Below are 21,621 nucleotides of genomic sequence, written 5' to 3'. Positions count from 1 at the left end.
AAATTTCTATTGATGGAGATATAACTATGGGGTTTGCTCTCCCTAATGGCACGACCGTTTTTGTCGGAACGGTCACGGGTAGTCCCATTACCGTTAGCGCCGTATCTAATGCTAAAGGGGCGGTATTTAGTGTACCCAGCACCCACGGATTAAAAGTGGATGATGTGGTGCTGATTTCTTCCGGATGGGGACTCATTGATAATCTGGTAGCGCGTATTTCCGCGCAGGCTGCCTCAAGTGTGACGGTGGCGGTGATTGACTCCACCAGTACCGAGTTTTTCCCCAAAGGGAATGGTACCGGGACGCTGCAAAAAATTGGTACGTGGACGGAAATCCCGCAAATTATTGAAGTCTCTCAGTCTGGAGGAGAGCAACAATATGCGCAGGTACAGTTTCTGGCTGACGATCGTCAACGGAATATCAATACCTATAAGTCGGCAAAAAATCAGACGTTGACGTTGGCCCATGATTCATCGCTACCGCTTTATTCTGTGCTGACCCAAGCCGATCGTAGCGGACGTACCTTGCCTTTGTCGATGTTTGTACCAAAAGCCAGGGAATACCGCTATTGGTCGGGTATTCCTTCCTTCGACCCGCAACCCACGACAGCGGTGAATAGTGTTGAAACCGTGCAGGTCAATTTTTCTATTCAGTCACGTGATATGACTTTTTATAAATCTGAAGCCTGACTTTATTAACAACGGCTCTCTTAATTGAGAGCCTTTACGAGAACTATTTATGAGTACTGTTTTTAAATTACAGCCAGATCCTAACTTTAAAGCGGATGTTATTATTCCTCGCCCCGGCGATAGCGGCGGCGTATTGACCTTTACCTTTAAACATCGGCCTGTTAAGGCGTTGGCGGAATTTGAAAAAATGACCGATAAAACCGCCAGCGATTTTCTGGTCACCATCGTCAGTGACTGGTCGCTCGCCGAACCTTGCACTCGGGAAAATCTGGAAACGCTAATTGATAATTATCCCGGTGCAATGCAGGCCATTATGGCGGTTTATTATCAGGAGTTAACGGGGAACAGAGAAAAAAACTGATTGCGGTTGCCTCTGCATTCTTTACGCCTGAACCTTCAACGGATGAGCTCGCTTTTTTTGGCCTGAGTAAAGATGATTACGATGAAACGGTGATTGATGTGTGGCCCGATATTTGGCCGGCGTTTGTGGTTTTTCGGGCAGCGTGTACACAATGGCGAGTCGGTATCAATGGAATAACCGGGCTGGACTATAACGTTCTACCGTGGTTGATGAAGGTTTACGCAACGGAGGATGAGGTAACCGCGATAAATGATATTCAGATAATGGAGGCGGCGGTATTGAATATTTTCCGCCAAAGTCAATCTGTTAGCCATTAATCTGATAAACAATGGTTGTCTGTAAGGGGAGGGAAGAAAGATGACAGAAACCTCAACAATAACGCTAAATGTCGATAGCCGAGAGTTAGATAAAGGAAATCAGGCACTGGATCAATTCCAGAAGAAGGCCGCAGAGGCAAATCGAAAAGCCGATGAGTTGAATAAGACATTTCGTATTTGCACGAATGTGCAAAAGCAAAATACGGCGACATTAATATCGCTTGTACAAGGATTGCAAAACCTATCAACAAAACTTAGCCCTATAAACCAGCAAATCAGTGAAATGGAGAGAAAACGACGACAGCAGGTAAGGGATAATCTGAAACTCACGGCTGATGATATTGGTAAAACCGCTGAATTATGGAAGGAATACTGGGATGTCGTGCTGGGTAATGATAATAATCAGACCGCGCCGAAAGATAATACTACGCCACGGGTATTTCGTGCCGGTTATTCTGGAGTAAAACCGGCAGATAAAAATGGTGCCAAACCAGAAATTGACAAATCTGACTGGAGAGGCGGAATGATGTCGGGGGTAAAGAAAGGCTGGACGGAGTTTGCCGAGAGTGCCAAAAATGTTTATGGCCAGATGGAGACATTATCAAAAAACGCCTTTAGTTCTATGGGGAAAGCGTTAACTGAGTATATCACCACGGGAAAGGCGAATTTTAATGATTTTTTAATGACCTTTCTGAAAGGGACATTGAAAATGATCAGTCAATTGCTATTGGTGAAAGCCATAGAATCTTCATTTAAGGCGATGTCGGGTTCAAATATTGGTTGGGTTGCCTCAGTGGGGAATTTTTTTACGGGTCATTCGAATGGCGGTTATACCGGCAATGGAGGTAAGTATGAGCCTAAAGGTATTGTTCACGGCGGTGAATTTGTGTTTACCAAAGAGGCGACGTCGGCTATTGGCGTGGGGAATCTCTATTCCATCATGCACAACGCGCAGGGGTACGCAGGCGGCGGCTATGTTGGGCGCGCGACGGCGAGTGAAGGAAGGTCATCCACTAACGGTGTGAACATCCAGACTTCGGTCGTGGTGCAAAACGGTAGCGCTCAGGAACCCTCGCCAGGTAACGATGAAGTATTAACCCGAGCCTGGCAACAAACCATCGATCAATCCGTGCGTAGCGGGGTGGCAAAAGAATTACGCCCCGGCGGGCTGATCTGGAATGCGACACGCTCGCGATAAGGAAATTCTATGACAATCGAAACATTCAGCTGGAAAACGCAAATACAGTCGGGAATGGAAGGTGAATTTACCTATTCGGTCAGGCAAGCAAAGTTTGGCGATGGCTATGAACAGGTGGTGGGTGACGGCATTCATTTTGAAAGACAATCCTGGCCGATTGTCTTAACCGGAAATAGAACTGAAATAGTCGCTGCGCTGGCCTTTATGCGCAGGCACGTTACCAAATCCTTTATCTGGACGTCGCCTATGGGAGAGTCCGCCTTTTACCGCGTGAATGCAGATTCCTTAAAAATTTCGCCATTATCAAGCCAGGTAATGACGGTAACCGCAACCTTTCGACAGGCCTACGCACCATGATTGCAACCGATTATCAAAAGCTGGAACCGGGTAATGAGATTCGTCTGCTGGAAATAGATGGCCGCGCTTTCGGTATGGACGAGATACTTTATTTCCACGGCCATAACATCGCGCATAGCGAAGCGGAAATCTCCGCGGCGAAAGGCGATGAAACTCGCCTGGCGGCAAAATCCATCTGGTGGCAGGGGCATGAATATAAGGCCTGGCCTTGCCAGATTGAAGGCATTGAATCGGCCACCAGCGGCAGCGATGCGCAGCCTTCGCTGCGGGTGGCGAATATCGATAGCTCGATTACCGCGCTGTGTCTGCACTACGATGATTTAGTACAGGCGAAAGTGACGGTACACGATACGCTGGCGAAATATCTCGATGCCAAAAATTTCACGCAGGGCAATGCGGCGGCGGATCCCACGCAGGAGAAGGTAAAGGTCTTTTTCATTGATGCCAAAAGCGAAGAGACCAATGAAACCATCGGTTTTACGCTGGCCAGTCCAATGGATTTGCAGGGGGTGATGATCCCCACCCGGCAGCTCCATGCGCTGTGTACCTGGTGTATTCGCAATCAATACCGCAGCGGCGAAGGCTGTGATTATGCTGGAAAACGCTATTTTGATGGCAACAATGCGCCCGTCACTAACCCGGCGCTGGACGTCTGCAACGGCACGCTGTCGGCGTGTAAATTGCGTTTTGGCGCCAACAGCGAGCTGCCGTTTGGCGGTTTTCCCGGCACGGCATTGATTCGGAGTTGATATGCGCCAGAAAACCCTCAGGGCAATTGAGGCGCACGCGCAGGCGGAGTATCCCCGGGAGTGCTGCGGTGTTATCGCCCAGCATTCCCGGGTGGAGCGCTATTTTCCCTGTCGCAACATTGCTGACGATCCGCTGGAACATTTCGTTCTCGCGCCGACGGATTACGCCGATGCGGAAGCGTGGGGCGCCGTAACGGGTATTGTCCACAGCCACCCAGATGCCACCACGCAGCCGAGCGAGCTGGATAAAGCCCAGTGCGATGCCATGCTGCTGCCGTGGTATATCCTGAGCTGGCCGGAAAGCGACTTACGTACAATATATCCACGCGGTGAATTGCCGCTACTCGAACGCCCGTTTGTGCTTGGCCATTACGACTGCTGGGGGCTGGTGATGAGCTATTTTCGCCAGACGCACGGCATCGAACTGGCGGATTATCGGGTGGATTATCCCTGGTGGGAAGATAACTATCCGGAGAACTTTTATTACGATAACTGGTATGAATGCGGCTTTCGTGAATTTCGCGGTGCTCCCCAGCCCGGGGATATGGTGATAATGCAGATACAGGCGAAAAAGTGGAATCACGCTGGCATTTTGCTGGCGGGGAATATGTTATTACACCATTTGTATGGGCATTTAAGCCAACGGGTGCCGTATGGGGGATATTGGCGGGAGAGGACGATGAAGATTGTGCGATATAAGTCGTTATATTGATGATAATTATTGAATGGGAGTGATAATGAAAATAAACATATTAGTTTTTGCAGCAACTCTAATTGGTCTAACTGGGTGTTCAACTTCCGCAGTGGATCCACTGCAAGCAAAACCAATACCCGCAGCCAGAATTCTAACTAATGGAACTGGAGAGTCGGTTATTACAGTTACCAGAGATAATGGATGGCTGGTTGGAGGTGGCTGTTTTGTTGAGGTAATTATAGATGGAAAACCTTATGCGCGAATTGATACAGGTGAATTAATTAGTATTAAGACTAATCCGGGAAGACATATCCTTGGCATATCTGGTGATTCACAAGGCAAGGGATTGTGTGGGGCTAAAATTGGACAGCCTATGAAAGAAACATCTACGCAGATCACTGTAGGTGAGACGCAAAGATTCAGAATAACAGGTGATACTAATACCGGGCTGGATATAAGGCCATCATCAATATAATATCTAATCGATTGATAAATATTCGTTATGGGTTTTTATAGGTTAAAAACATGAGCGAAACAATAGTGGGGATTGAGTTAGGTGGTGCGTTAGGGAAAACATTTGGACAATATCACGAGCGCTTGGTATCAACTACCGCAGAAGTATTCAGGGCTCTCTGTTGTACCATAAATGGTTTTGAACAGTATCTTAATACTAGCAAAAAAAGAGGTTTGACATATGCGGTGTTTAAAGGAAAGAAGAATATTGGAGAGGATGATTTAGGTTATCCAATTACTGAGGATATTATTCGTATTATACCTGTGGTTATTGGTAGTAAAAAGGCTGGTTTATTACAAACCATACTGGGGGCAGTCTTAGTCGTCGCCGGTTATGCATTATCAACTTTTACTGGCGGAGCTAGTATGATGTTGGTGGCTCCTGGTGTATCGTTAATGGCAGGCGGCGTCATCCAAATGCTCTCCCCCCAAATGCCCGGCCTCGCCAGCAAACAGGCCACTGAAAATAAACCCTCATATGCCTTTGGCGGCGTGACTAATACCGCCGCGCAGGGATATCCCGTCCCACTGCTGTATGGCAAGCGTCGTATCGGTGGAGCGATCATCTCCGCAGGAATATATGTAGAAGACCAGCAGTAAAATCTCAACATCCTCTCTTTCTCAACCACCTGCGGGTGGTTTTTTTGTGGGTAAAATAACCATGAGACAGCCTCTTATTAAAGGACAGAAAGGCGGCAGTTCCAAGCCGCGGACGCCGACTGAACAGCCGGATGATTTACAATCCGTCGCGAAAGCGAAAATACTGGTCGCGTTAGGCGAAGGTGAATTTGCCGGCGGCCTGACGGCGAAAGATATTTATCTCGACGGCACACCGCTGGAAAACGCCGACGGTTCACAAAACTTTAGTGGCGTAACGTGGGAATTTCGTTCCGGCAATCAGGCGCAAAATTATATTCCCGGTATTCCCGGTTCTGAAAATGAGATCACCGTCGGGACGGAGGTTACCAGTAAAACCGCGTGGACACGTTCTTTTAGCAATACTCAGCTTTCCGCCGTTAGGTTACGTCTGAAGTGGCCATCATTATTTAAGCAGGAAGATGACGGCGATCTGGTGGGCAACTCGGTGCGTTATGCCATCGATCTGCAAACCGATGGCGGCAGCTGGAAGACGCTGCTGGAGACGGCGGTTACCGGAAAAACCACCTCCGGCTATGAGCGCTGCCACCGCATAGATTTACCGCAGGCGCGAACTGGCTGGACGCTGCGCTTACGCAAACTCAGCACGGATGCAAAAAGCGCCAAAACGGGCGACATCATGACGCTGCAAAGCTACGCCGAGGTGATTGATGCGAAGCTGCGCTACCCCAATACAGCGCTGCTGTACATTGAATTTGACTCCCGCCAGTTTAATGGCGCGATTCCACAGATTGCCTGCGAACCGCGTGGCCGCGTTATCCGTGTGCCGGATAACTATGATCCGGAAACCCGCCAATATACAGGGATCTGGACCGGCGTGTTTAAATGGGCGTGGACCGATAACCCGGCGTGGATCTTCTATGACCTGATCGTCAGCAACCGCTTCGGCCTTGGCGATCGCCTGACGGCGGCGAATATCGACAAATGGACGTTGTATCAGGTTGCCCAGTATTGCGACCAGCCGGTACCGGACGGCAAAGGTGGAAAGGGCACCGAGCCGCGCTATCTGTGCAACGTTTATGTTCAGGAACGCAATGACGCCTATACCGTACTGCGCGACTTTGCGGCGATCTTCCGCGGTATGACCTGCTGGAGCGGCGATCAGGAGATCGCGCTGGCCGATATGCCACGCGATATTGATTACACCTATACTCGCGCCAATGTTGTCGATGGTCGCTTTCAGTACGCCAGCAGCAGCAGTAAAACCCGCTATACCAATGCGCTGGTCTCGTGGTCAGACCCGGAAAATAGCTATGCCGATGCCATGGAGCCGGTGTTTGAACAGCCGCTGGTGGCGCGTTACGGCTTCAACCAACTGGAGTTGACGGCCATTGGCTGTACCCGTCAGTCGGAGGCGAACCGCAAAGGGCGCTGGGGGATTCTGACCAACAATAAAGACCGCGTGGTGACTTTTTCCGTGGGGCTGGACGGCAATATTCCGCAGCCGGGCTATATTGTCGCCGTAGCTGATGAGATGCTGGCGGGTAAAACCAACGGCGGGCGTATTCGTCGCGTGAGTGGTAAAGCCATTACGCTCGATCGCCAAACGCAAGCGAAAGCGGGCGATAGACTGTTGCTTAACCTGCCGTCGGGCATCACACAAAGCCGAACCATTCAGAAGGTTGATGGCGAAACGGTGACGGTGACCACCGCCTATTCACAAAACCCACAGGCTGAATGCGTCTGGGCCGTTGAGTCCGCGGAACTGGTTTTGCAACAGTATCGCGTCGTCGGGGTGAAAGAGAATGGCGACGGGACGTTTACTATCTCCGGCGTGGCGCACGATCCGGATAAGTACGCGCGGATTGATGCTGGCGCGATTATTGACCCGCGTCCGGTCAGCGTTGCTCCGGCAGGTAGCCAGGCGGCGCCGGAAAATATTGTGGTTGACGCGTATTCTGTCGTCAATCAGGGGATTCGCATTGAAACGCTGCAGGTAAACTGGCGCGCCGCCAAAAACGCGATAGCGTATGAAGCGCAGTGGCGGCGCAACTCAGGCAACTGGGTGAATGTTCCCCGTAGTTCGGTGACCTCTTTTGATGTCACTGGCATTTATGCCGGGCGCTATGTTGTGCGTGTACGTGCGATCAATGCGGCGGAAGTCTCCAGCGGCTGGGCTTATTCGGCGGAAAAAACGCTGACCGGGAAAACCGGTTCGCCGCTGGCCCCTCTGGCGTTGAGCACCTCGCCGTTACTCAATGGTATCGAATTGCGCTGGGGATTCCCCGTGGGGGCGGAAGACACGTTGCGCACCGAGTTGCAGATTGATACACAGCAGAATGGCGGCAGTGCGCAGACGTTGGCGGATATCGCCTATCCGGGGTGTAGTTACCAGCAAATGGGGCTACAGATTGCGGCTTCATTTTGGTATCGGGCGCGTCTGGTCGACCGCCTGGGCAACGCCAGCCCGTGGACCGGGTGGGTGCAGGGCACGGCGAGTGATGATGTCGGTGAGTATTACGCGAACCTCACGGAGGCAATTAAGGAGACGGAAAGCTGGCAGGAAGTGCAGCGCGATATGCAGCAAACACAGCAGAATGCTGCAGATAGCGCAAGTGAAATTCGCGGCGAAATGGCCAACCAGGTCAAAGCGCTTGAGAAAGACATCAATGACCAGGTGAAAACCATCAATCAAACGCTGACAGATGATATTGCTGAGGTCAATAAATCTATCGCGGCTAGTGCGGCTTCCGTGAATGCCGATGTGAAAAAACAAGTGAGCGGGCTGGAAACACGGATTCAGGAGAATAGCAATGAACTCCATTCCAGCGTTGTGGATATCAATAAAACCATTAGCCATACCGTCGATAGCATCAATACAGAAATCGACAAGCAGATTAAGGCCGTCAATAAAACGATTTCTTCGGGTGACGCCACGTTAAAAACACAAATTAACCGGGTGGAAAATAGTCTCAAGCAATCAGTCGCGCAAAGTAATAGCGGTTGGGATCACGCGGTTAAGAAGGAAACGGCCGATCGTATTGCCGACGTCAATAAAACAGCGACACAGGCGGCAGACAAGCTACTTAACGAGAAAAATGAACGCGTTGCGGCGATAAACCACCTGCAAACAACGATTCAGAACAGTGAAACATCACTGGCGCGGCAAATTGCCGAGATCGCTGCCGGCAGCGGACAACAGTTCGATGCGCGCAGCATATGGTATTTCAGCGCCAGCAGCGAAGGCTGGACGGAAGATGATGCCAGCCGCGTTCCGGTGTCGTTCACCACAGACGGTTGGTTAAAAATCACCAATACCAATGCCTCTTGTCGTTCGCCTGGCGGGCAGACCATTTCCGCGCCGGAATACCGCACGGTGATATTGCGTGTTAAGCGAATGGGTCAACCGACATGGAAGGGACGGTTGTGGTGGAATGGCGCGAAAGATACCAGCTGGAACGATAGCCGTTCTGTCTCGATTCCTGAGCCTGAGTTTGATGCCGACGGGCTCGCAGTGGTGACGATTAAGGATATTAACTGGAACGCAACCAAAACGATTCACCGTTTTCGTCTCGATCTGGCGCAGGGGCAGAATACAACAAATTACTTTTTAATCGACTGGATTTCCGTTGGCCGCCCAACGCCTGCGGCCAGCACCGCCGCGCTGTATGATGAATCTATTGCCCGTACTAATGCCGATGAAGCGGAAGCGAAAAAACGTGCCACGCTGGCGACCCAGATTCGCGGTAGTACGGAGGGGAATAATCTGGCCGATTTACGTTCAGGGTTGCTCTATCAGGAGGTGAACGCGCGTGTGACGGCGGACAGTGCGGAGGCGAGCGCGCGGGAGGCTTTACAAACTCAGTTCAACGATAATAAAGCCTCGGTTGCCGGCGAGTTACGCTCTCTGACGACGGCGCAGAGCGCCCAGGCCAGCAAGATTAGCGGCCTGGAAACGAGCCTGGGTAAGAAGGCGGAAGCCAGCGCCTTGCAGACCTTGCAGAACACGGTCACCCAGCAGGGTAAAGATCTGACCAGTCATGGGCAGTCGATTACCAGTCTGCAAAATAGCCTGAACACCAGTAACCAGAACATTGCCAAAAAAGCCGACGCCACAGCGCTGACGGCGTTGACGAATCGGGTAACGTCCGCAGAGGGCAAAGTCACCTCACAGGGCAACAGCATTACCAAACTGACCAACGATCTGGCGACGACCAATGCAAATGTGGCGAAAAAGGCGGAGCAGACGGCGCTGAACACGCTGAGCGGGCGGGTGGATAAAACGGAAAGTGGGCTGAGTGCCGCTAACGGCAGTATCACTGCGCTGAATTCGGCGATCCGCGCAGGTAATGCAACTGCGGGGGATCTGATCCCGAACCCGGCCTTTGACAGTCAGTACGATCGGATGGGTTTTACCGTGGTGTCGACCTCCAGCAGTGGGGTACCGGCGGGCTGCCCGTTTGCTTTTGCGGCGAAACTGGCGGTTCGCGGGCATCATCCGGCTATCAACAATATCGTGGCGACACTGGGCGATGTATTTGAGTTCTCGGTCCTGGTGGCCTGCGCCAGCGGCAGCGCCGATTTTAATCTGTATATCGGCAGCGCGGCGACGCCCACGGCCAGCATTGCCGCGCCGCATTATTACGGTGGCACCACCAGAGCCAGCGAGAACTGGCAGCGGGTGACGTGGCGCTGGACGGTGACGCAGGCGGTGGTCGATCTGGGCTACTTCCGCCCGTTCCTGCAGGTGAATCAGAATGCGCCTTACGGCACGGTCTGGTACGCCACCGACTGGCACTGCCGGAATATCACCGCCGCCGCGCAGGCACAGGCCTCGGCAGATGCCACGGCATCGGCGGTCAGTACATTGCAGAACACGGTCACCCAGCAGGGCAAAAGTATCACCAGCCAGGGGCAGTCGATTACCGGGTTGCAGAACAGCCTGAATACGGCTAACCAGAATATTGGCAAAAAAGCCGATGCCTCGGCGCTGACGGCGCTAACTAATCGGGTGACTTCGGCTGAGGGCAAAGTTACCTCACAGGGTAACAGCATTACCAAACTGACCAACGATCTGGCGACGACCAATGCCAGCGTGGCGAAAAAGGCTGAAGCCAGTGCTTTACAGGCGCTGCAGAATACGGTCACCGGCCAGGGTAAGGATCTCACCAGCCAGGGGCAGTCGATTACCGGGTTGCAGAACAGCCTGAGTACAGCCAACCAGAATATCGCCAAAAAAGCCGACGCCACAGCGCTGGCGGCGCTGACTAATCGGGTAACGTCCGCAGAGGGCAAAGTCACCTCGCAGGGCAACAGCATTACCAAACTGACCAACGATCTGGCGACAACCAATGCCAGCATGGCAAAAAAGGCAGAGCAGACGGCACTGAATTCACTGAGCGGACGGGTGGATAAAACGGAAAGCGGGCTGAGTGCCGCGAACGGCAGTATCACCACGTTAAATGCGGCGGTCCGCGCCGGGAATGCCTCGGCGGGGGATCTGATCCCGAACCCGGCCTTTGACAGCCAGTACGATCGGATGGGCTTTACCGTGGTGTCGACGACGAGCAGCGGCGTGCCGGCGGGCTGTCCGTTTGCTTTTGCAGCGAAACTGGCCGCCCGTGGACACTATCCGGCCATTAATAATGTTGTCGCTACGTTGGGAGACGTGTTCGAGTTTTCAGTACTGGTCGCCTGCGCCAGCGGCAGCGCGAACTTTAACCTTTATATCGGCAGTAGCGCGACAGCAACGGCGGGCGTTGCGGGTCCGTATGCCCATGGTGTCGCGGCGAAAGCCAGTAAGAACTGGCAGCGGGTGACGTGGCGCTGGACGGTCACACAGGCGGTGGTCGATCTGGGCTATTTCCGCCCGTTTCTGCAGGTTGATCAGTATACGCCTTACGACACGGTCTGGTACGCCACCGACTGGCACTGCCGGAATATCACCGCCGCCGCGCAGGCGCAGGCCTCGGCAGATGCCACGGCATCGGCGGTCAGTACTTTGCAGAACACGGTTACCCAGCAAGGGAAAAATATCACCAGCCAGGGAAGTTCCATCACCGGGTTGCAGAACAGTCTGAATACCGCCAACCAGAATATCGCCAAAAAAGCCGATGCCTCGGCGCTGACGGCGCTAACCAACCGGGTAACGTCCGCAGAAGGGAAAGTCACCTCGCAGGGCAACAGCATCACCAAACTGACCAACGATCTGGCGGCAACCAATACCAGCGTGGCGAAAAAGGCGGAGCAGACGGCGCTGAACACGCTGAGCGGGCGGGTGGATAAAACGGAAAGCGGTCTGAGTGCCGCGAACGGCAGTATCACTTCGCTGAATTCGGCGATCCGCGCCGGGAATGCAGCTGCGGGGGATTTGATCCCGAATCCGGCATTCGACAGCCAGTATGATCGGATGGGTTTTACCGTGGTGTCGACGACGAGCAGCGGCGTGCCGGCGGGCTGTCCGTTTGCTTTTGCGGCGAAACTGGCGGTTCGCGGGCATCATCCGGCTATCAACAATATCGTGGCGACACTGGGTGATGTCTTTGAGTTTTCGGTACTGGTGGCCTGCGCCAGCGGCAGCGCCGATTTTAATCTGTATATTGGCAGTGCGGCGACGCCCACGGCCAGCATTGACGCGCCGCATTATTACGGTGGCACCACCAGAGCCAGCAAGAGCTGGCAGCGGGTGACGTGGCGCTGGACGGTGACGCAGGCGGTGGTCGACCAGGGCTATTTCCGTCCGTTCCTGCAGGTGAATCAGAATGCGCCTTACGGCACGGTCTGGTACGCGACGGACTGGCACGGCCGGAATATCACGGCGGCGGCGAAGGCGCAGGCCTCGGCAGATGCCACGGCATCGGCGGTCAGTACATTGCAGAACTCGGTCACCCAGCAGGGCAAAAGTATCACCAGCCAGGGGCAGTCGATTACCGGGTTGCAGAACAGTCTGAATACGGCTAACCAGAATATTGGCAAAAAAGCCGATGCCTCGGCGCTGACGGCGCTAACTAATCGGGTGACTTCGGCTGAGGGCAAAGTTACCTCACAGGGTAACAGCATTACCAAACTGACCAACGATCTGGCGACGACTAATGCAAATGTGGCGAAAAAGGCGGAACAGACGGCGCTGAACACGCTGAGCGGGCGGGTGGATAAAAGCGAGAGTGGGCTGAGTGCGGCGAACGGCAGTATCACCACGTTAAATGCGGCGGTCCGCGCCGGGAATGCGGCAGCGGGGGATCTGATCCTGAACCCGGTCTTTGACAGCCAGTACGACCGGATGGGCTTTACCGTGGTGTCGACAACCAGCAGCGGCGTCCCGGCAGACTGTCCTTTCGCCTTTGCGGCAAAACTCGCTTCGCGAAATCATTATCCTGCGATCAATAATACTGTTGCTACGTTAGGTGATGTGTTCGAGTTCTCAGTCCTGGTGGCCTGCGCCAGCGGCAGCGCTGATTTTAATCTGTATATTGGCACTAGCACAACGCCAGTGGCTGGTGTATCCAGTCCCTATGCCCATGGTGTTGCGGCGAAAGCCAGTAAAGGCTGGCAGCGGGTGACGTGGCGCTGGACGGTCACGCAGTCAGCAGTGGATAAGGGCTATTTCCGCCCGTTCCTGCAGGTGAATCAGAATGCGCCTTACAACACGGTATGGTACGCCACCGACTGGCACTGCCGGAATATCACCGCCGCCGCGAAGGCGCAGGCCTCGGCGGATGCCACGGCTTCGGCGGTCAGTACTTTGCAGAATACGGTTACCCAGCAGGGCAAAAGTATCACCAGCCAGGGGCAGTCGATTACCGGGTTGCAGAACAGTCTGAATACGGCTAACCAGAATATTGGCAAAAAAGCTGATGCCACGGCGCTGACGGCGTTGACGAATCGGGTGACTTCGGCTGAAGGGAAAGTCACCTCGCAGGGTAACAGCATCACCAGGCTGACCAACGATCTGGCGGCAACCAATACCAGCGTGGCGAAAAAGGCGGAGCAGACGGCGCTGAACACACTGAGCGGGCGGGTGGATAAAACGGAAAGCGGGCTGAGTGCCGCGAACGGCAGTATCACTGAGCTGAATTCGGCGATCCGCGCCGGGAATGCCTCGGCGGGGGATCTGATCCCGAACCCGGTCTTTGACAGCCAGTACGACCGGATGGGCTTTACGGTTGTGTCGACGACGAGCAGCGGTGTGCCGGCGGGCTGTCCGTTCGCTTTTGCGGCGAAACTGGCGGTTCGCGGGCATCATCCGGCTATCAATAATATCGTGGCGACACTGGGCGATGTCTTTGAGTTCTCGGCTCTGGTGGCCTGCGCCAGCGGCAGCGCCGATTTTAATCTGTATATTGGTAGCGCGGCGACGCCCACGGCCAGCATTGCCGCGCCGCATTATTACGGCGGAACCACCAGAGCCAGCAAGAGCTGGCAGCGGGTGACGTGGCGCTGGACGGTGACGCAGGCGGTGGTTGATTTGGGTTATTTCCGTCCGTTCCTGCAGGTGAATCAGAATGTGCCTTACGGCACGGTCTGGTACGCGACGGACTGGCACTGCCGGAATATCACGGCGGCGGCGAAGGCGCAGTCGACGGCGGACGCCACGGCGTCGGCAGTCAGCTCATTACAGAATACGGTTACCCAGCAGGGCAAAAGCATCACCAGCCAGGGGCAGTCGATTACCGGGTTGCAGAACAGTCTGAACACTGCTAACCAGACTATCGCCAAAAAAGCCGATGCCACGGCGCTGACGGCGCTCACCAACCGGGTGACCGCGGCGGAAGGCAACGTTATCTCCCAATCCAACAGCATGTTGAGTCTGGAAAGTAAGGTCAATACGCTGCGTAACCAGGTGTCCAACCCCTGGTTTGATGGTTCGCTGGAAAGTTATGCTGATGGTCAACAAATTGGCGGTTCTCCTGCGACGGTGGTCTCTACGCAGAAATACACCGGCAGCAAGTGTTTACGCCTGCGGCGCAGCGTGGGGGAGACCGGTAACAGCAATAAGCTGATTGGACCGTGGTCCAATATTCGTGAAAATGCGGTTTATTTATTTGAGCTGTGGGCCATGATGCCCGCCGACCAGAAACCATCTACAGGGTGGCAAACGCAGATTGGCTTACAGGTACAGGATGCTAGTGGGCAGAATGCGTGGCGGGGGGCAATCGTCATTACTGAAAGCGCGCTGGGCGGGCGAGGAAAGTGGGTCAAATTTTCCGGAAAGGCGACGGTTCCAGGCGGTGGTAGAACTCGCGCCGTCACCTGGTTCTCCACGCGAGGCGCAAACGGTGCGGGAACGCCCGGTTATGACCTCTATGTAGATGATGTGGTCATTACCGATATCACCGAGGCGCAGGCGGCACAAACGTCGGTGGGCGAATTGTCCTCCATCGTTGAAACACAGGGCAAGACCATTGCCGATTCTCAGGGCAAGCTTAGCGCGCTCTATTCCATCAAAGTGGAAACGGCGAGTAACGGTCGCAAAGTGGGCGCGGGTATTGTGCTGGGGAGTAATGGCGCGACTAGCGATATGATCTTCTACGCCGACCGGTTCTCGTTGTTTAACCGCAATAATAATAGCGCCGTGCCGGTGATGGTGGCTGAAGGGAATGAACTGTTTATTGATTCAGCGCGAATCAAGAATGGATCGATTACCACGGCGAAAATCGCTGACCGTATTTCGTCCAATAACTACGCGGCGGGTAAGAGTGGCTGGAGTATCGCCAAAAATGGCGCAAGTGAGTTTAACAACGTGACCGTCAGAGGCAAGATTGAGGCGGACTCCGGGCGGCTGAAAAATGTGGTTATTGATGAAAGCTGCGAAGTGAAAGGGACGATTTATGCCAGTAATATTGTTGGTGATGTGGTGGAGATTGTTTCAGTTCCGGCGAATCAAACGGTTGTGATTCCAGCGGTGGGATGGCAGCGGAAGATGTTTTGTATGCCGATGACGGGGATTTGTACGTCAGAGACATATTTATCCGGTGGAAATAACCAGCATTTCAATACAACAAATGGGGGCATCAAGTGTACAGTCATTGCAACCATGCAGTCGAAAGAACATAGTCTTGTTTCACTTAATTTCTCTGGCCCTCGCGTGGCTGTAAGCGGAGGAAATGTCGTTACCATTCCTGCAAATGCAGAGATTAGGTTGCAGCATAAGCAAGAACGCCGTAATGAACGCCTCACATCAATACAGGATGTCGCAATAATCATGGTGACGAAAAACTAGCCCGATTTAGCGCCAGTTCCCCTAAAAAATACATCGCAGCGCATAAATGCGCACTTCGTCTCTCGACGGAGCGGCCAGCGCTGCCTATGATGCTTAGGTTTGTTCTTATTTTTGCGATACGGAGAGAAGAGATGCGAGCTGCGTTTTTAGTCGGGTGTGCGGCGCTATTATTATCCGCGTGCAGCAGTGAACCTGTTCAGCAGGCAACGGCGGCACACGTGACGCCGGGGATGCGAGCGGCAATGTCCAGCTCGGGCGAAGCGAACTGTGCGATGATAGGCGGGTCACTTTCCGCCGCGCGCCAGCTGGACGGCTCCAGTATCGGTATGTGCGCGCTGCCAAACGGTAAACGTTGCAGCGAACAGTCTCTTGCTACCGGCACCTGCGGCAGCTACTAAGCCTTAATGCATCAGATCGGCCAGGCGATAGACCAGCGTCTGGTCCGCTGTGGCGAGCGTCAGCTGTTGTTCGGTTAAATCAACCTGCGCGCCCTGACGCAGCATGTTGCTGAACGTGGCATCCAACTTATTAAGCTGGGCGTCGCTGCAAAGTTTGCGCGTCATGGCGAGCTCGCTCGTCTTTAGCTCGCCTTTGTGCAGGGTCGCGGTGCCGGAAAAGCCGTTACACATGTTGCCCGACACATAAATCTTTTCAAGAATCGGCTGCTTTTCGCCAAAGCTCAGTTCGAGTGGGGCGCCTTTGCTGCTCACCGTTTTACCGTTCACACTCTCTAAAACAAAGCGGTGATGCTGAAGCTGGTCAGCGTTCGTTGACATTTTGCTGTTGTAGACGCAACCAGAGAGAAGGGCGGCCGCAGCCAGTACGAAAAATACGTTCTTCATAGTACAGGACTTCTTATTAATCATTTGTGGTGTGAATATGTTTGAAGCATAACTGTACTGCGGGAGGTGTCTGTGGGGCTTATCCGAAAATGCTCCCCGACCGTAGCCGGGGAGTGTGGTGTATCAGGCGATAGCGTTAGGGCAATCAGTGCCTGTATCGATCTGCTGCAGGTTTTGCAGAGTGGTTTCTGAGATGCTGGTCAGTGCTTCAGCAGTCAGAAACGCCTGGTGGCCGGTGAACAGCACGTTGTGGCAGGCTGAGAGACGGCGGAATACGTCATCCTGGATGACATCGTTAGACTTATCCTCAAAGAACAGATCGCGCTCGTTCTCATATACGTCCATCCCCAGTGCGCCGATTTTCTGCGTTTTTAGGGCTTCAATCGCGGCCTGAGAGTCAATCAACGCCCCACGGCTGGTATTGACGATCATCACGCCATCTTTCATCTTCTCAAACGCGCTGGCGTTCAGCAGATGATAGTTCTCAGGGGTGAGCGGACAGTGCAGGGAAATCACGTCGGACTCGGCAAACAGCGTCGGCAGGTCGACATATTCAACGCCCAACTCCAGCGCGGCAGCGCTAGGATACGGGTCAAACGCCAGCAGGCGCATACCGAAACCTTTCAGAATACGCAGAGCGGCGACGCCGATTTTCCCGGTGCCAATCACGCCTGCGGTTTTACCGAACATGGTGAAGCCGGTCAGCCCTTCCAGCGAGAAGTTAGCATCACGCGTACGCTGATAGGCGCGGTGAATGCGGCGGTTCAATGTCATCATCAGCCCGATGGCGTGCTCGGCCACGGCTTCCGGATCGTAGGCGGGCACGCGAACCACGCGCAGACCCAGCTCTTTCGCTGCGTCAAGGTCGACGTTGTTGAAGCCCGCGCAGCGCAGCGCGATATACTTCACGCCGTTCTTTTTCAACTCTTCCAACACCGGACGGCTACCGTCGTCGTTAACGAAAATACAGACCGCTTCACAGCCATGGGCGGTTTTGGCGGTTTTTTCCGTTAACAGGAAATCAAAAAACTCAAGCTCAAAGCCATATGCCTGGTTAACATTTTGCAGGTACTTTTTGTCGTACTGCTTAGTACTGTAAACGGCGATTTTCATGAGACTTTTCTCCAATGATTTTAGAGTCAAGTTAGCATAATTCAAAAATTCTTACAAAATATAAAAATGTTTTGAAAGCTAAGGATTCGTAAAGAAACTCCCTTCAGTATACCCGCTTTAAATGAGGGCGCGAATGACGGTTCTCAATCAGAATCAACTGAAATTCCTCACGTTTTATTTTGCAGCAGCTATTCTTAAAACATCACAGCGGCTTTCACTCTCTGGTCTGACATGACACAATATGCGCCTTTGGACTGCCCGCTACTGCCCGCTGCGCGGTCTGGCATCACCGCTTGTTCAATCAGGATATGACTGCACCCATGAAGGGTAAATATAAAGCCATTATTGCGCTACTCCTGCTTTTAGTACTTCTGCCGCTCACATTGCTGATGACGCTAGGGTACTGGGTTCCTACGCTGGTGGGTATCTGGCTTCCGGCGGGCACGCGTATTGCGCTTAACGAAAGCCCTCGGCTGACGCGTTCGGCCCTGCACATTCCCGATTTGCGCTATCTGGCGGGGGATTGCGAACTGGCGACCCTGAAAGACGTGACCCTGTCACATCCAAGCCGCTGGCGACTGCACGCCGCATCGGCCAACCTCAATTCTCTGTGCTTTAGCAAGCTGCCGCAAAACGATACGGTTCCCGGCGCGCCGCGCACGCTGGCGGAATGGCAGTCGATGCTGCCCAACACCTGGCTGACCATCGACGCGCTCAGCGTCTCGCCGTGGGAAAAATGGCAGGGCAAGCTCAAGGTTTCACTGACATCTCAGCGGCAGGATGTGGAATATACGGGCGAACAGGTTGGTCTGCGCGCACGATTGCATGGGCAGGCGCTGACGGTAAGCGAATTTCACGCCAGCCTGATCGAGGGAGAGCCGCCGGTTAAATTACTCGGTGAGTTCACGATGCCGCTGGTGCCGGACGGGTTACCGGTAAAAGGGCACCTCGAGTCTACTTTCCAGGTGCCGCAGGTGCCTTCGCTGGTCGATGCGGAACTCAACTGGGACGGTAATCAGGGGCAACTGGTGATGATGGCGCGCGGCGAGGACGATCCCTTAGTCGATCTGCCCTGGACGTTAACGGAACAACTGCTCACCATCAGCGATGGGCGCTGGAACTGGCCGTATCAGGCAGGTATCCCGCTCAGCGGCCGCGTGGGGGTGAAGCTCGAAAACTGGCAACAGGGCGTAGATAAAACGCAGGTGACCGGCCGCCTTAGTGTTCTGACCGCGGGAGATGCCGGGAAAGGCGTGGCGGTACTGAACGTCGGGCCGGGCGTGCTGAGCATGGATAACAGCGACATGCCGCTGCAACTGGTGGGGGAAGCGAAACAGGGCGATCTGATCTTTTACGCAAAACTGCCCGCTCACCTTAGCGGCCCGCTGGTTACCCCAGTACTGGCGTTCCAGCCGGGCGCATTGCTGCGTTCGCGCGGGCGAGTGATCGATGCGCTAAATATTGATGAAGTGCGCTGGCCGCTGGCGGGAGTGAAAATTTCAACGCAGGGCATTGATGGACGCCTACAGGCCATTCTGCGCGCGCATGAGCAGCAGACTGGGGATTTTGTGCTGCACCTGGACGGCCAGGCTGACAATTTCATGCCCGATAAAGGCACCTGGCGCTGGCGCTATTGGGGGGACGGCCACTTTACGCCGATGCAGGCGCGCTGGGATGTGACCGGGACCGGCGAGTGGCGTGACAGCGCCATTGTGTTGAATACGCTCTCTACCGGCTTCGATAAGCTGCAATACGGCACCATGACCATTGATAAGCCGCGTCTCAAGCTGGAACAACCCATTCACTGGATCCGCGATGAACAACATCCTTCCTTTAAAGGTGCGCTGGCGCTTGATGCCAGCGAAACGCGCTTTACCGGCGGCAGCATGCTACCCGCCTCGGCGCTGACGTTTAGCGTGGAAGGGCGCGATCCGACCTTCTTCCAGTTTAAAGGCGATCTGAAGGCGCAGGCAATTGGGCCGGTGCGGGTGACGGGACGCTGGGACGGCGAGCGTTTACGTGGCCAGGCGTGGTGGCCAAAACAGTCGCTGGAGGTGTTCCAGCCGCTGGTACCGCCGGACTGGAAAATGAAGCTGCGCGACGGTTCGCTGTACGCGCAGGTTGCGTTCTCTGCCGCCGCCGGGCAAGGATTTGAGGCCGGTGGTCACGGCGTGCTACACAACGGTAGCGCGTGGATGCCAGATAACGAGATCAACGGCGTCGATTTTGTGCTGCCGTTCCGCTTAAAGGCAGGCGTGTGGCAGCTGGGAACGCGGCGACCGGTGTCGCTGCGCATTGCGGAAATTATTAACCAGGTCACTGCACGCAACGTAACCGCCGATCTGCAGGGTACCTGGCCGTGGAGTGAAGAGGCGCCGCTGCAGCTGAGCGATGTCAGCGTGGATGTGCTGGGTGGGAAGGTCACGATGCAGCAGCTGCGCATGCCGCAGCGCGACGCCGCGCTTCTGCGCTTACAACATATTTCTACCAGCGAACTGGTGAGCGCGGTGAACCCGAAACAGTTTGCCATGTCCGGCCCGGTTGACGGCGCGCTACCGCTGTGGCTGAACGACAGCAAATGGATTATTAAGGACGGCTGGTTGCATAATCCCGGCCCGATGACGCTGCGCCTGGATAAAGACACCGCGGACGCGGTTGCCGACGATAATATCGCCGCGGGCGCGGCAATCAACTGGCTACGCTATATGGAAATCTCCCGCTCGTGGACGCGGATCAATCTCGATAGTCTGGGTATGCTGACGCTGCAGGCGACGGTGACCGGTACCGGGGTGATGGACGAGAAACGCAGTACGGTGCGTCTGAATTACACGCACCAGGAGAATGTTTTTGATTTGTGGCGAAGCCTGCGCTTTGGCGACAAACTTCAGTCATGGCTTGAGCAACACGCGACCCTTCCCGGCGTACCGTGTCGCAGCGGCACGGAATGTAAGGAGCACTAATGAAATTATCCATCGCCATCCTGGGGATCGCGGCAACGGCACTGTTATCAGGCTGCGTACCGCGCATCGAGGTGGCTGCGCCGAAAGAACCGATTACCATCAATATGAACGTCAAGATTGAGCACGAGATCCGCATCAAGGCCGATAAGGACGTTGAGGATCTGCTGAAATCGCGTAGCGACTTATTCTGAGGGCCGCCACCATGAGAAAAATGCGCATTATCGCGGTTCTGCTGTTGGGGCTGTTTAGCGTTCAGGCGTTCGCGTTAACGCTGTCAGAGGCGAGAACACAGGGCCGGGTAGGGGAAACGCAGGGTGGCTATCTTGCGGCGCTGGCTAAGGACAGCGAAACGTTGGCGCTAGTGAAGAACATTAATCAGGCCCGCAGCGAAAGCTATCAGCAGCTGGCGTTGAGCAACAATCTCTCTCAGCAGGAGGTAGCTCGGCTGGCGGGGAAAAAGCTGATCGATAAAGCGCTGCCGGGTGAATACGTGCAGGGCATTAACGGCCAGTGGGTGCGTAAGTAACGACCAGAGGTAAGAAAAATCGTATTACGGTTGAAAGAAGTGGCGTAACTCGCTCATACTCTGGCATCTAACCTGTTCGTCGGCAACGATTTTACCGACGGCATATGAGAATAATAAAGGAATTCCGTATGGCAGAAGAAACCATTTTCAGCAAAATTATTCGTCGTGAAATCCCGTCGGATATGGTGTATCAGGACGAGCTGGTTACCGCGTTTCGCGATATCTCTCCGCAGGCGCCGACGCATATTCTGATTATCCCCAATACCTTGATTGCCACCACCAACGACGTCACCGCCGAGCATGAGCAGGCGCTGGGGCGCATGATTACCGTGGCGGCGAAAATTGCACAACAGGAAGGGATTGCCGAAGACGGCTATCGTCTGATCATGAACTGCAATCGCCATGGCGGGCAGGAAGTTTACCACATTCATATGCACCTGCTGGGCGGCCGCCCGCTGGGGCCGATGCTGGCGCATAAAGGCTAAT

General features: G+C 54.2%; 17 protein-coding genes. 15 read left to right on the top strand and 2 right to left on the bottom strand.

What is annotated here, in order from left to right:
* The first annotated feature begins 26 nt into the window (after positions 1-26).
* The 11 genes from GY169_RS12910 (at position 27) to GY169_RS12860 (ending at position 16,092) form a co-directional block, all read left to right on the top strand.
* Positions 27-689 carry a phage tail protein gene (locus GY169_RS12910; RefSeq protein WP_167575987.1) on the top strand — a complete coding sequence of 221 codons (663 nt, stop codon included), beginning with the start codon at positions 27-29 and terminating at the stop codon, positions 687-689.
* 49 nt (positions 690-738) lie between these two features.
* Positions 739-1,050: a phage tail assembly chaperone gene (locus tag GY169_RS12905; protein WP_167575986.1), complete on the top strand. Its 312-nt coding sequence runs from the start codon at positions 739-741 to the stop codon at positions 1,048-1,050.
* Positions 1,047-1,367 (top strand): DUF1799 domain-containing protein, encoded by a 321-nt coding sequence (locus GY169_RS12900; RefSeq protein WP_167577301.1) that lies wholly within the window; start codon positions 1,047-1,049, stop codon positions 1,365-1,367. The genes GY169_RS12905 and GY169_RS12900 overlap by 4 nt, the downstream gene beginning before the upstream one ends.
* 40 nt (positions 1,368-1,407) lie before the next feature.
* Positions 1,408-2,565 (top strand): phage tail tape measure protein, encoded by a 1,158-nt coding sequence (locus GY169_RS12895; RefSeq protein WP_167575985.1) that lies wholly within the window; start codon positions 1,408-1,410, stop codon positions 2,563-2,565.
* Positions 2,566-2,574: 9 nt separating this feature from the next.
* The gene (locus tag GY169_RS12890; RefSeq protein ID WP_167575984.1) at positions 2,575-2,922 is read left to right on the top strand and encodes a phage tail protein; all 348 of its coding nucleotides are present in this window, start codon (positions 2,575-2,577) and stop codon (positions 2,920-2,922) included.
* Positions 2,919-3,671, top strand: a complete 753-nt coding sequence (locus GY169_RS12885; protein WP_167575983.1) for a phage minor tail protein L — start codon at positions 2,919-2,921, stop codon at positions 3,669-3,671. The genes GY169_RS12890 and GY169_RS12885 overlap by 4 nt, the downstream gene beginning before the upstream one ends.
* A 1-nt stretch (position 3,672) precedes the next feature.
* Positions 3,673-4,383 carry a C40 family peptidase gene (locus GY169_RS12880; RefSeq protein WP_167575982.1) on the top strand — a complete coding sequence of 237 codons (711 nt, stop codon included), beginning with the start codon at positions 3,673-3,675 and terminating at the stop codon, positions 4,381-4,383.
* 25 nt (positions 4,384-4,408) lie between these two features.
* Positions 4,409-4,840: a hypothetical protein gene (locus tag GY169_RS12875; protein ID WP_167575981.1), complete on the top strand. Its 432-nt coding sequence runs from the start codon at positions 4,409-4,411 to the stop codon at positions 4,838-4,840.
* 50 nt (positions 4,841-4,890) lie between these two features.
* Positions 4,891-5,478, top strand: coding sequence for a tail assembly protein (locus GY169_RS12870; RefSeq protein ID WP_167575980.1), 588 nt, complete (start codon positions 4,891-4,893; stop codon positions 5,476-5,478).
* A 61-nt stretch (positions 5,479-5,539) separates the two neighbouring features.
* Positions 5,540-15,694, top strand: a complete 10,155-nt coding sequence (locus tag GY169_RS12865; protein ID WP_167574672.1) for a phage tail tip protein — start codon at positions 5,540-5,542, stop codon at positions 15,692-15,694.
* Between the two features lie 131 nt (positions 15,695-15,825).
* Complete coding sequence (locus GY169_RS12860; RefSeq protein WP_064545809.1) at positions 15,826-16,092, top strand: DUF333 domain-containing protein; 267 nt, start codon at positions 15,826-15,828, stop codon at positions 16,090-16,092.
* A gap of 3 nt (positions 16,093-16,095) precedes the next feature.
* Here GY169_RS12860 and hslJ read toward each other — a convergent pair whose 3' ends face one another.
* Complete coding sequence (hslJ, locus tag GY169_RS12855; protein ID WP_167575979.1) at positions 16,096-16,536, bottom strand: heat shock protein HslJ; 441 nt, start codon at positions 16,534-16,536, stop codon at positions 16,096-16,098.
* Between the two features lie 123 nt (positions 16,537-16,659).
* Complete coding sequence (locus GY169_RS12850) at positions 16,660-17,649, bottom strand: 2-hydroxyacid dehydrogenase (RefSeq protein ID WP_163447423.1); 990 nt, start codon at positions 17,647-17,649, stop codon at positions 16,660-16,662.
* Positions 17,650-17,969: 320 nt separating this feature from the next.
* Here GY169_RS12850 and GY169_RS12845 point away from each other — a divergent pair, with 320 nt between their 5' ends.
* From GY169_RS12845 to hinT, 4 genes are all read left to right on the top strand, one after another.
* Positions 17,970-20,609, top strand: coding sequence for a YdbH family protein (locus GY169_RS12845; RefSeq protein WP_167575978.1), 2,640 nt, complete (start codon positions 17,970-17,972; stop codon positions 20,607-20,609).
* Complete coding sequence (locus GY169_RS12840; protein WP_163447425.1) at positions 20,609-20,800, top strand: YnbE family lipoprotein; 192 nt, start codon at positions 20,609-20,611, stop codon at positions 20,798-20,800. Before GY169_RS12845 ends, GY169_RS12840 begins: the two co-directional genes overlap by 1 nt.
* Before the next feature lie 11 nt (positions 20,801-20,811).
* Complete coding sequence (locus tag GY169_RS12835; RefSeq protein WP_163447426.1) at positions 20,812-21,135, top strand: YdbL family protein; 324 nt, start codon at positions 20,812-20,814, stop codon at positions 21,133-21,135.
* Positions 21,136-21,263: 128 nt separating this feature from the next.
* Positions 21,264-21,620, top strand: coding sequence for a purine nucleoside phosphoramidase (hinT, locus tag GY169_RS12830; RefSeq protein WP_163447427.1), 357 nt, complete (start codon positions 21,264-21,266; stop codon positions 21,618-21,620).
* Position 21,621: the final 1 nt, after the last annotated feature.

It is taken from the genome of Kluyvera genomosp. 3, from assembly GCF_011765685.1.
Classification (GTDB): domain Bacteria; phylum Pseudomonadota; class Gammaproteobacteria; order Enterobacterales; family Enterobacteriaceae; genus Kluyvera; species Kluyvera georgiana_A.
Note: the sequence above shows the minus strand (reverse complement) of the source record. Positions and strands in the feature narration are given on the sequence as shown.

Bases quoted from the DNA above. Each gene is read 5' to 3' on its own strand.
- GY169_RS12870 (WP_167575980.1), top strand. From the start codon at position 4,891: ATGAGCGAAACAATAGTGGGGATTGAGTTAGGTGGTGCGTTAGGGAAA.
- GY169_RS12835 (WP_163447426.1), top strand. From the start codon at position 20,812: ATGAGAAAAATGCGCATTATCGCGGTTCTGCTGTTGGGGCTGTTTAGC.
- GY169_RS12885 (WP_167575983.1), top strand. From the start codon at position 2,919: ATGATTGCAACCGATTATCAAAAGCTGGAACCGGGTAATGAGATTCGT.
- GY169_RS12840 (WP_163447425.1), top strand. From the start codon at position 20,609: ATGAAATTATCCATCGCCATCCTGGGGATCGCGGCAACGGCACTGTTA.
- GY169_RS12905 (WP_167575986.1), top strand. From the start codon at position 739: ATGAGTACTGTTTTTAAATTACAGCCAGATCCTAACTTTAAAGCGGAT.
- GY169_RS12880 (WP_167575982.1), top strand. From the start codon at position 3,673: ATGCGCCAGAAAACCCTCAGGGCAATTGAGGCGCACGCGCAGGCGGAG.
- GY169_RS12890 (WP_167575984.1), top strand. From the start codon at position 2,575: ATGACAATCGAAACATTCAGCTGGAAAACGCAAATACAGTCGGGAATG.
- hinT (WP_163447427.1), top strand. From the start codon at position 21,264: ATGGCAGAAGAAACCATTTTCAGCAAAATTATTCGTCGTGAAATCCCG.
- hslJ (WP_167575979.1), bottom strand. From the start codon at position 16,536: ATGAAGAACGTATTTTTCGTACTGGCTGCGGCCGCCCTTCTCTCTGGT.
- GY169_RS12845 (WP_167575978.1), top strand. From the start codon at position 17,970: ATGAAGGGTAAATATAAAGCCATTATTGCGCTACTCCTGCTTTTAGTA.
- GY169_RS12850 (WP_163447423.1), bottom strand. From the start codon at position 17,649: ATGAAAATCGCCGTTTACAGTACTAAGCAGTACGACAAAAAGTACCTG.
- GY169_RS12895 (WP_167575985.1), top strand. From the start codon at position 1,408: ATGACAGAAACCTCAACAATAACGCTAAATGTCGATAGCCGAGAGTTA.
- GY169_RS12865 (WP_167574672.1), top strand. From the start codon at position 5,540: ATGAGACAGCCTCTTATTAAAGGACAGAAAGGCGGCAGTTCCAAGCCG.
- GY169_RS12875 (WP_167575981.1), top strand. From the start codon at position 4,409: ATGAAAATAAACATATTAGTTTTTGCAGCAACTCTAATTGGTCTAACT.
- GY169_RS12910 (WP_167575987.1), top strand. From the start codon at position 27: ATGGGGTTTGCTCTCCCTAATGGCACGACCGTTTTTGTCGGAACGGTC.
- GY169_RS12860 (WP_064545809.1), top strand. From the start codon at position 15,826: ATGCGAGCTGCGTTTTTAGTCGGGTGTGCGGCGCTATTATTATCCGCG.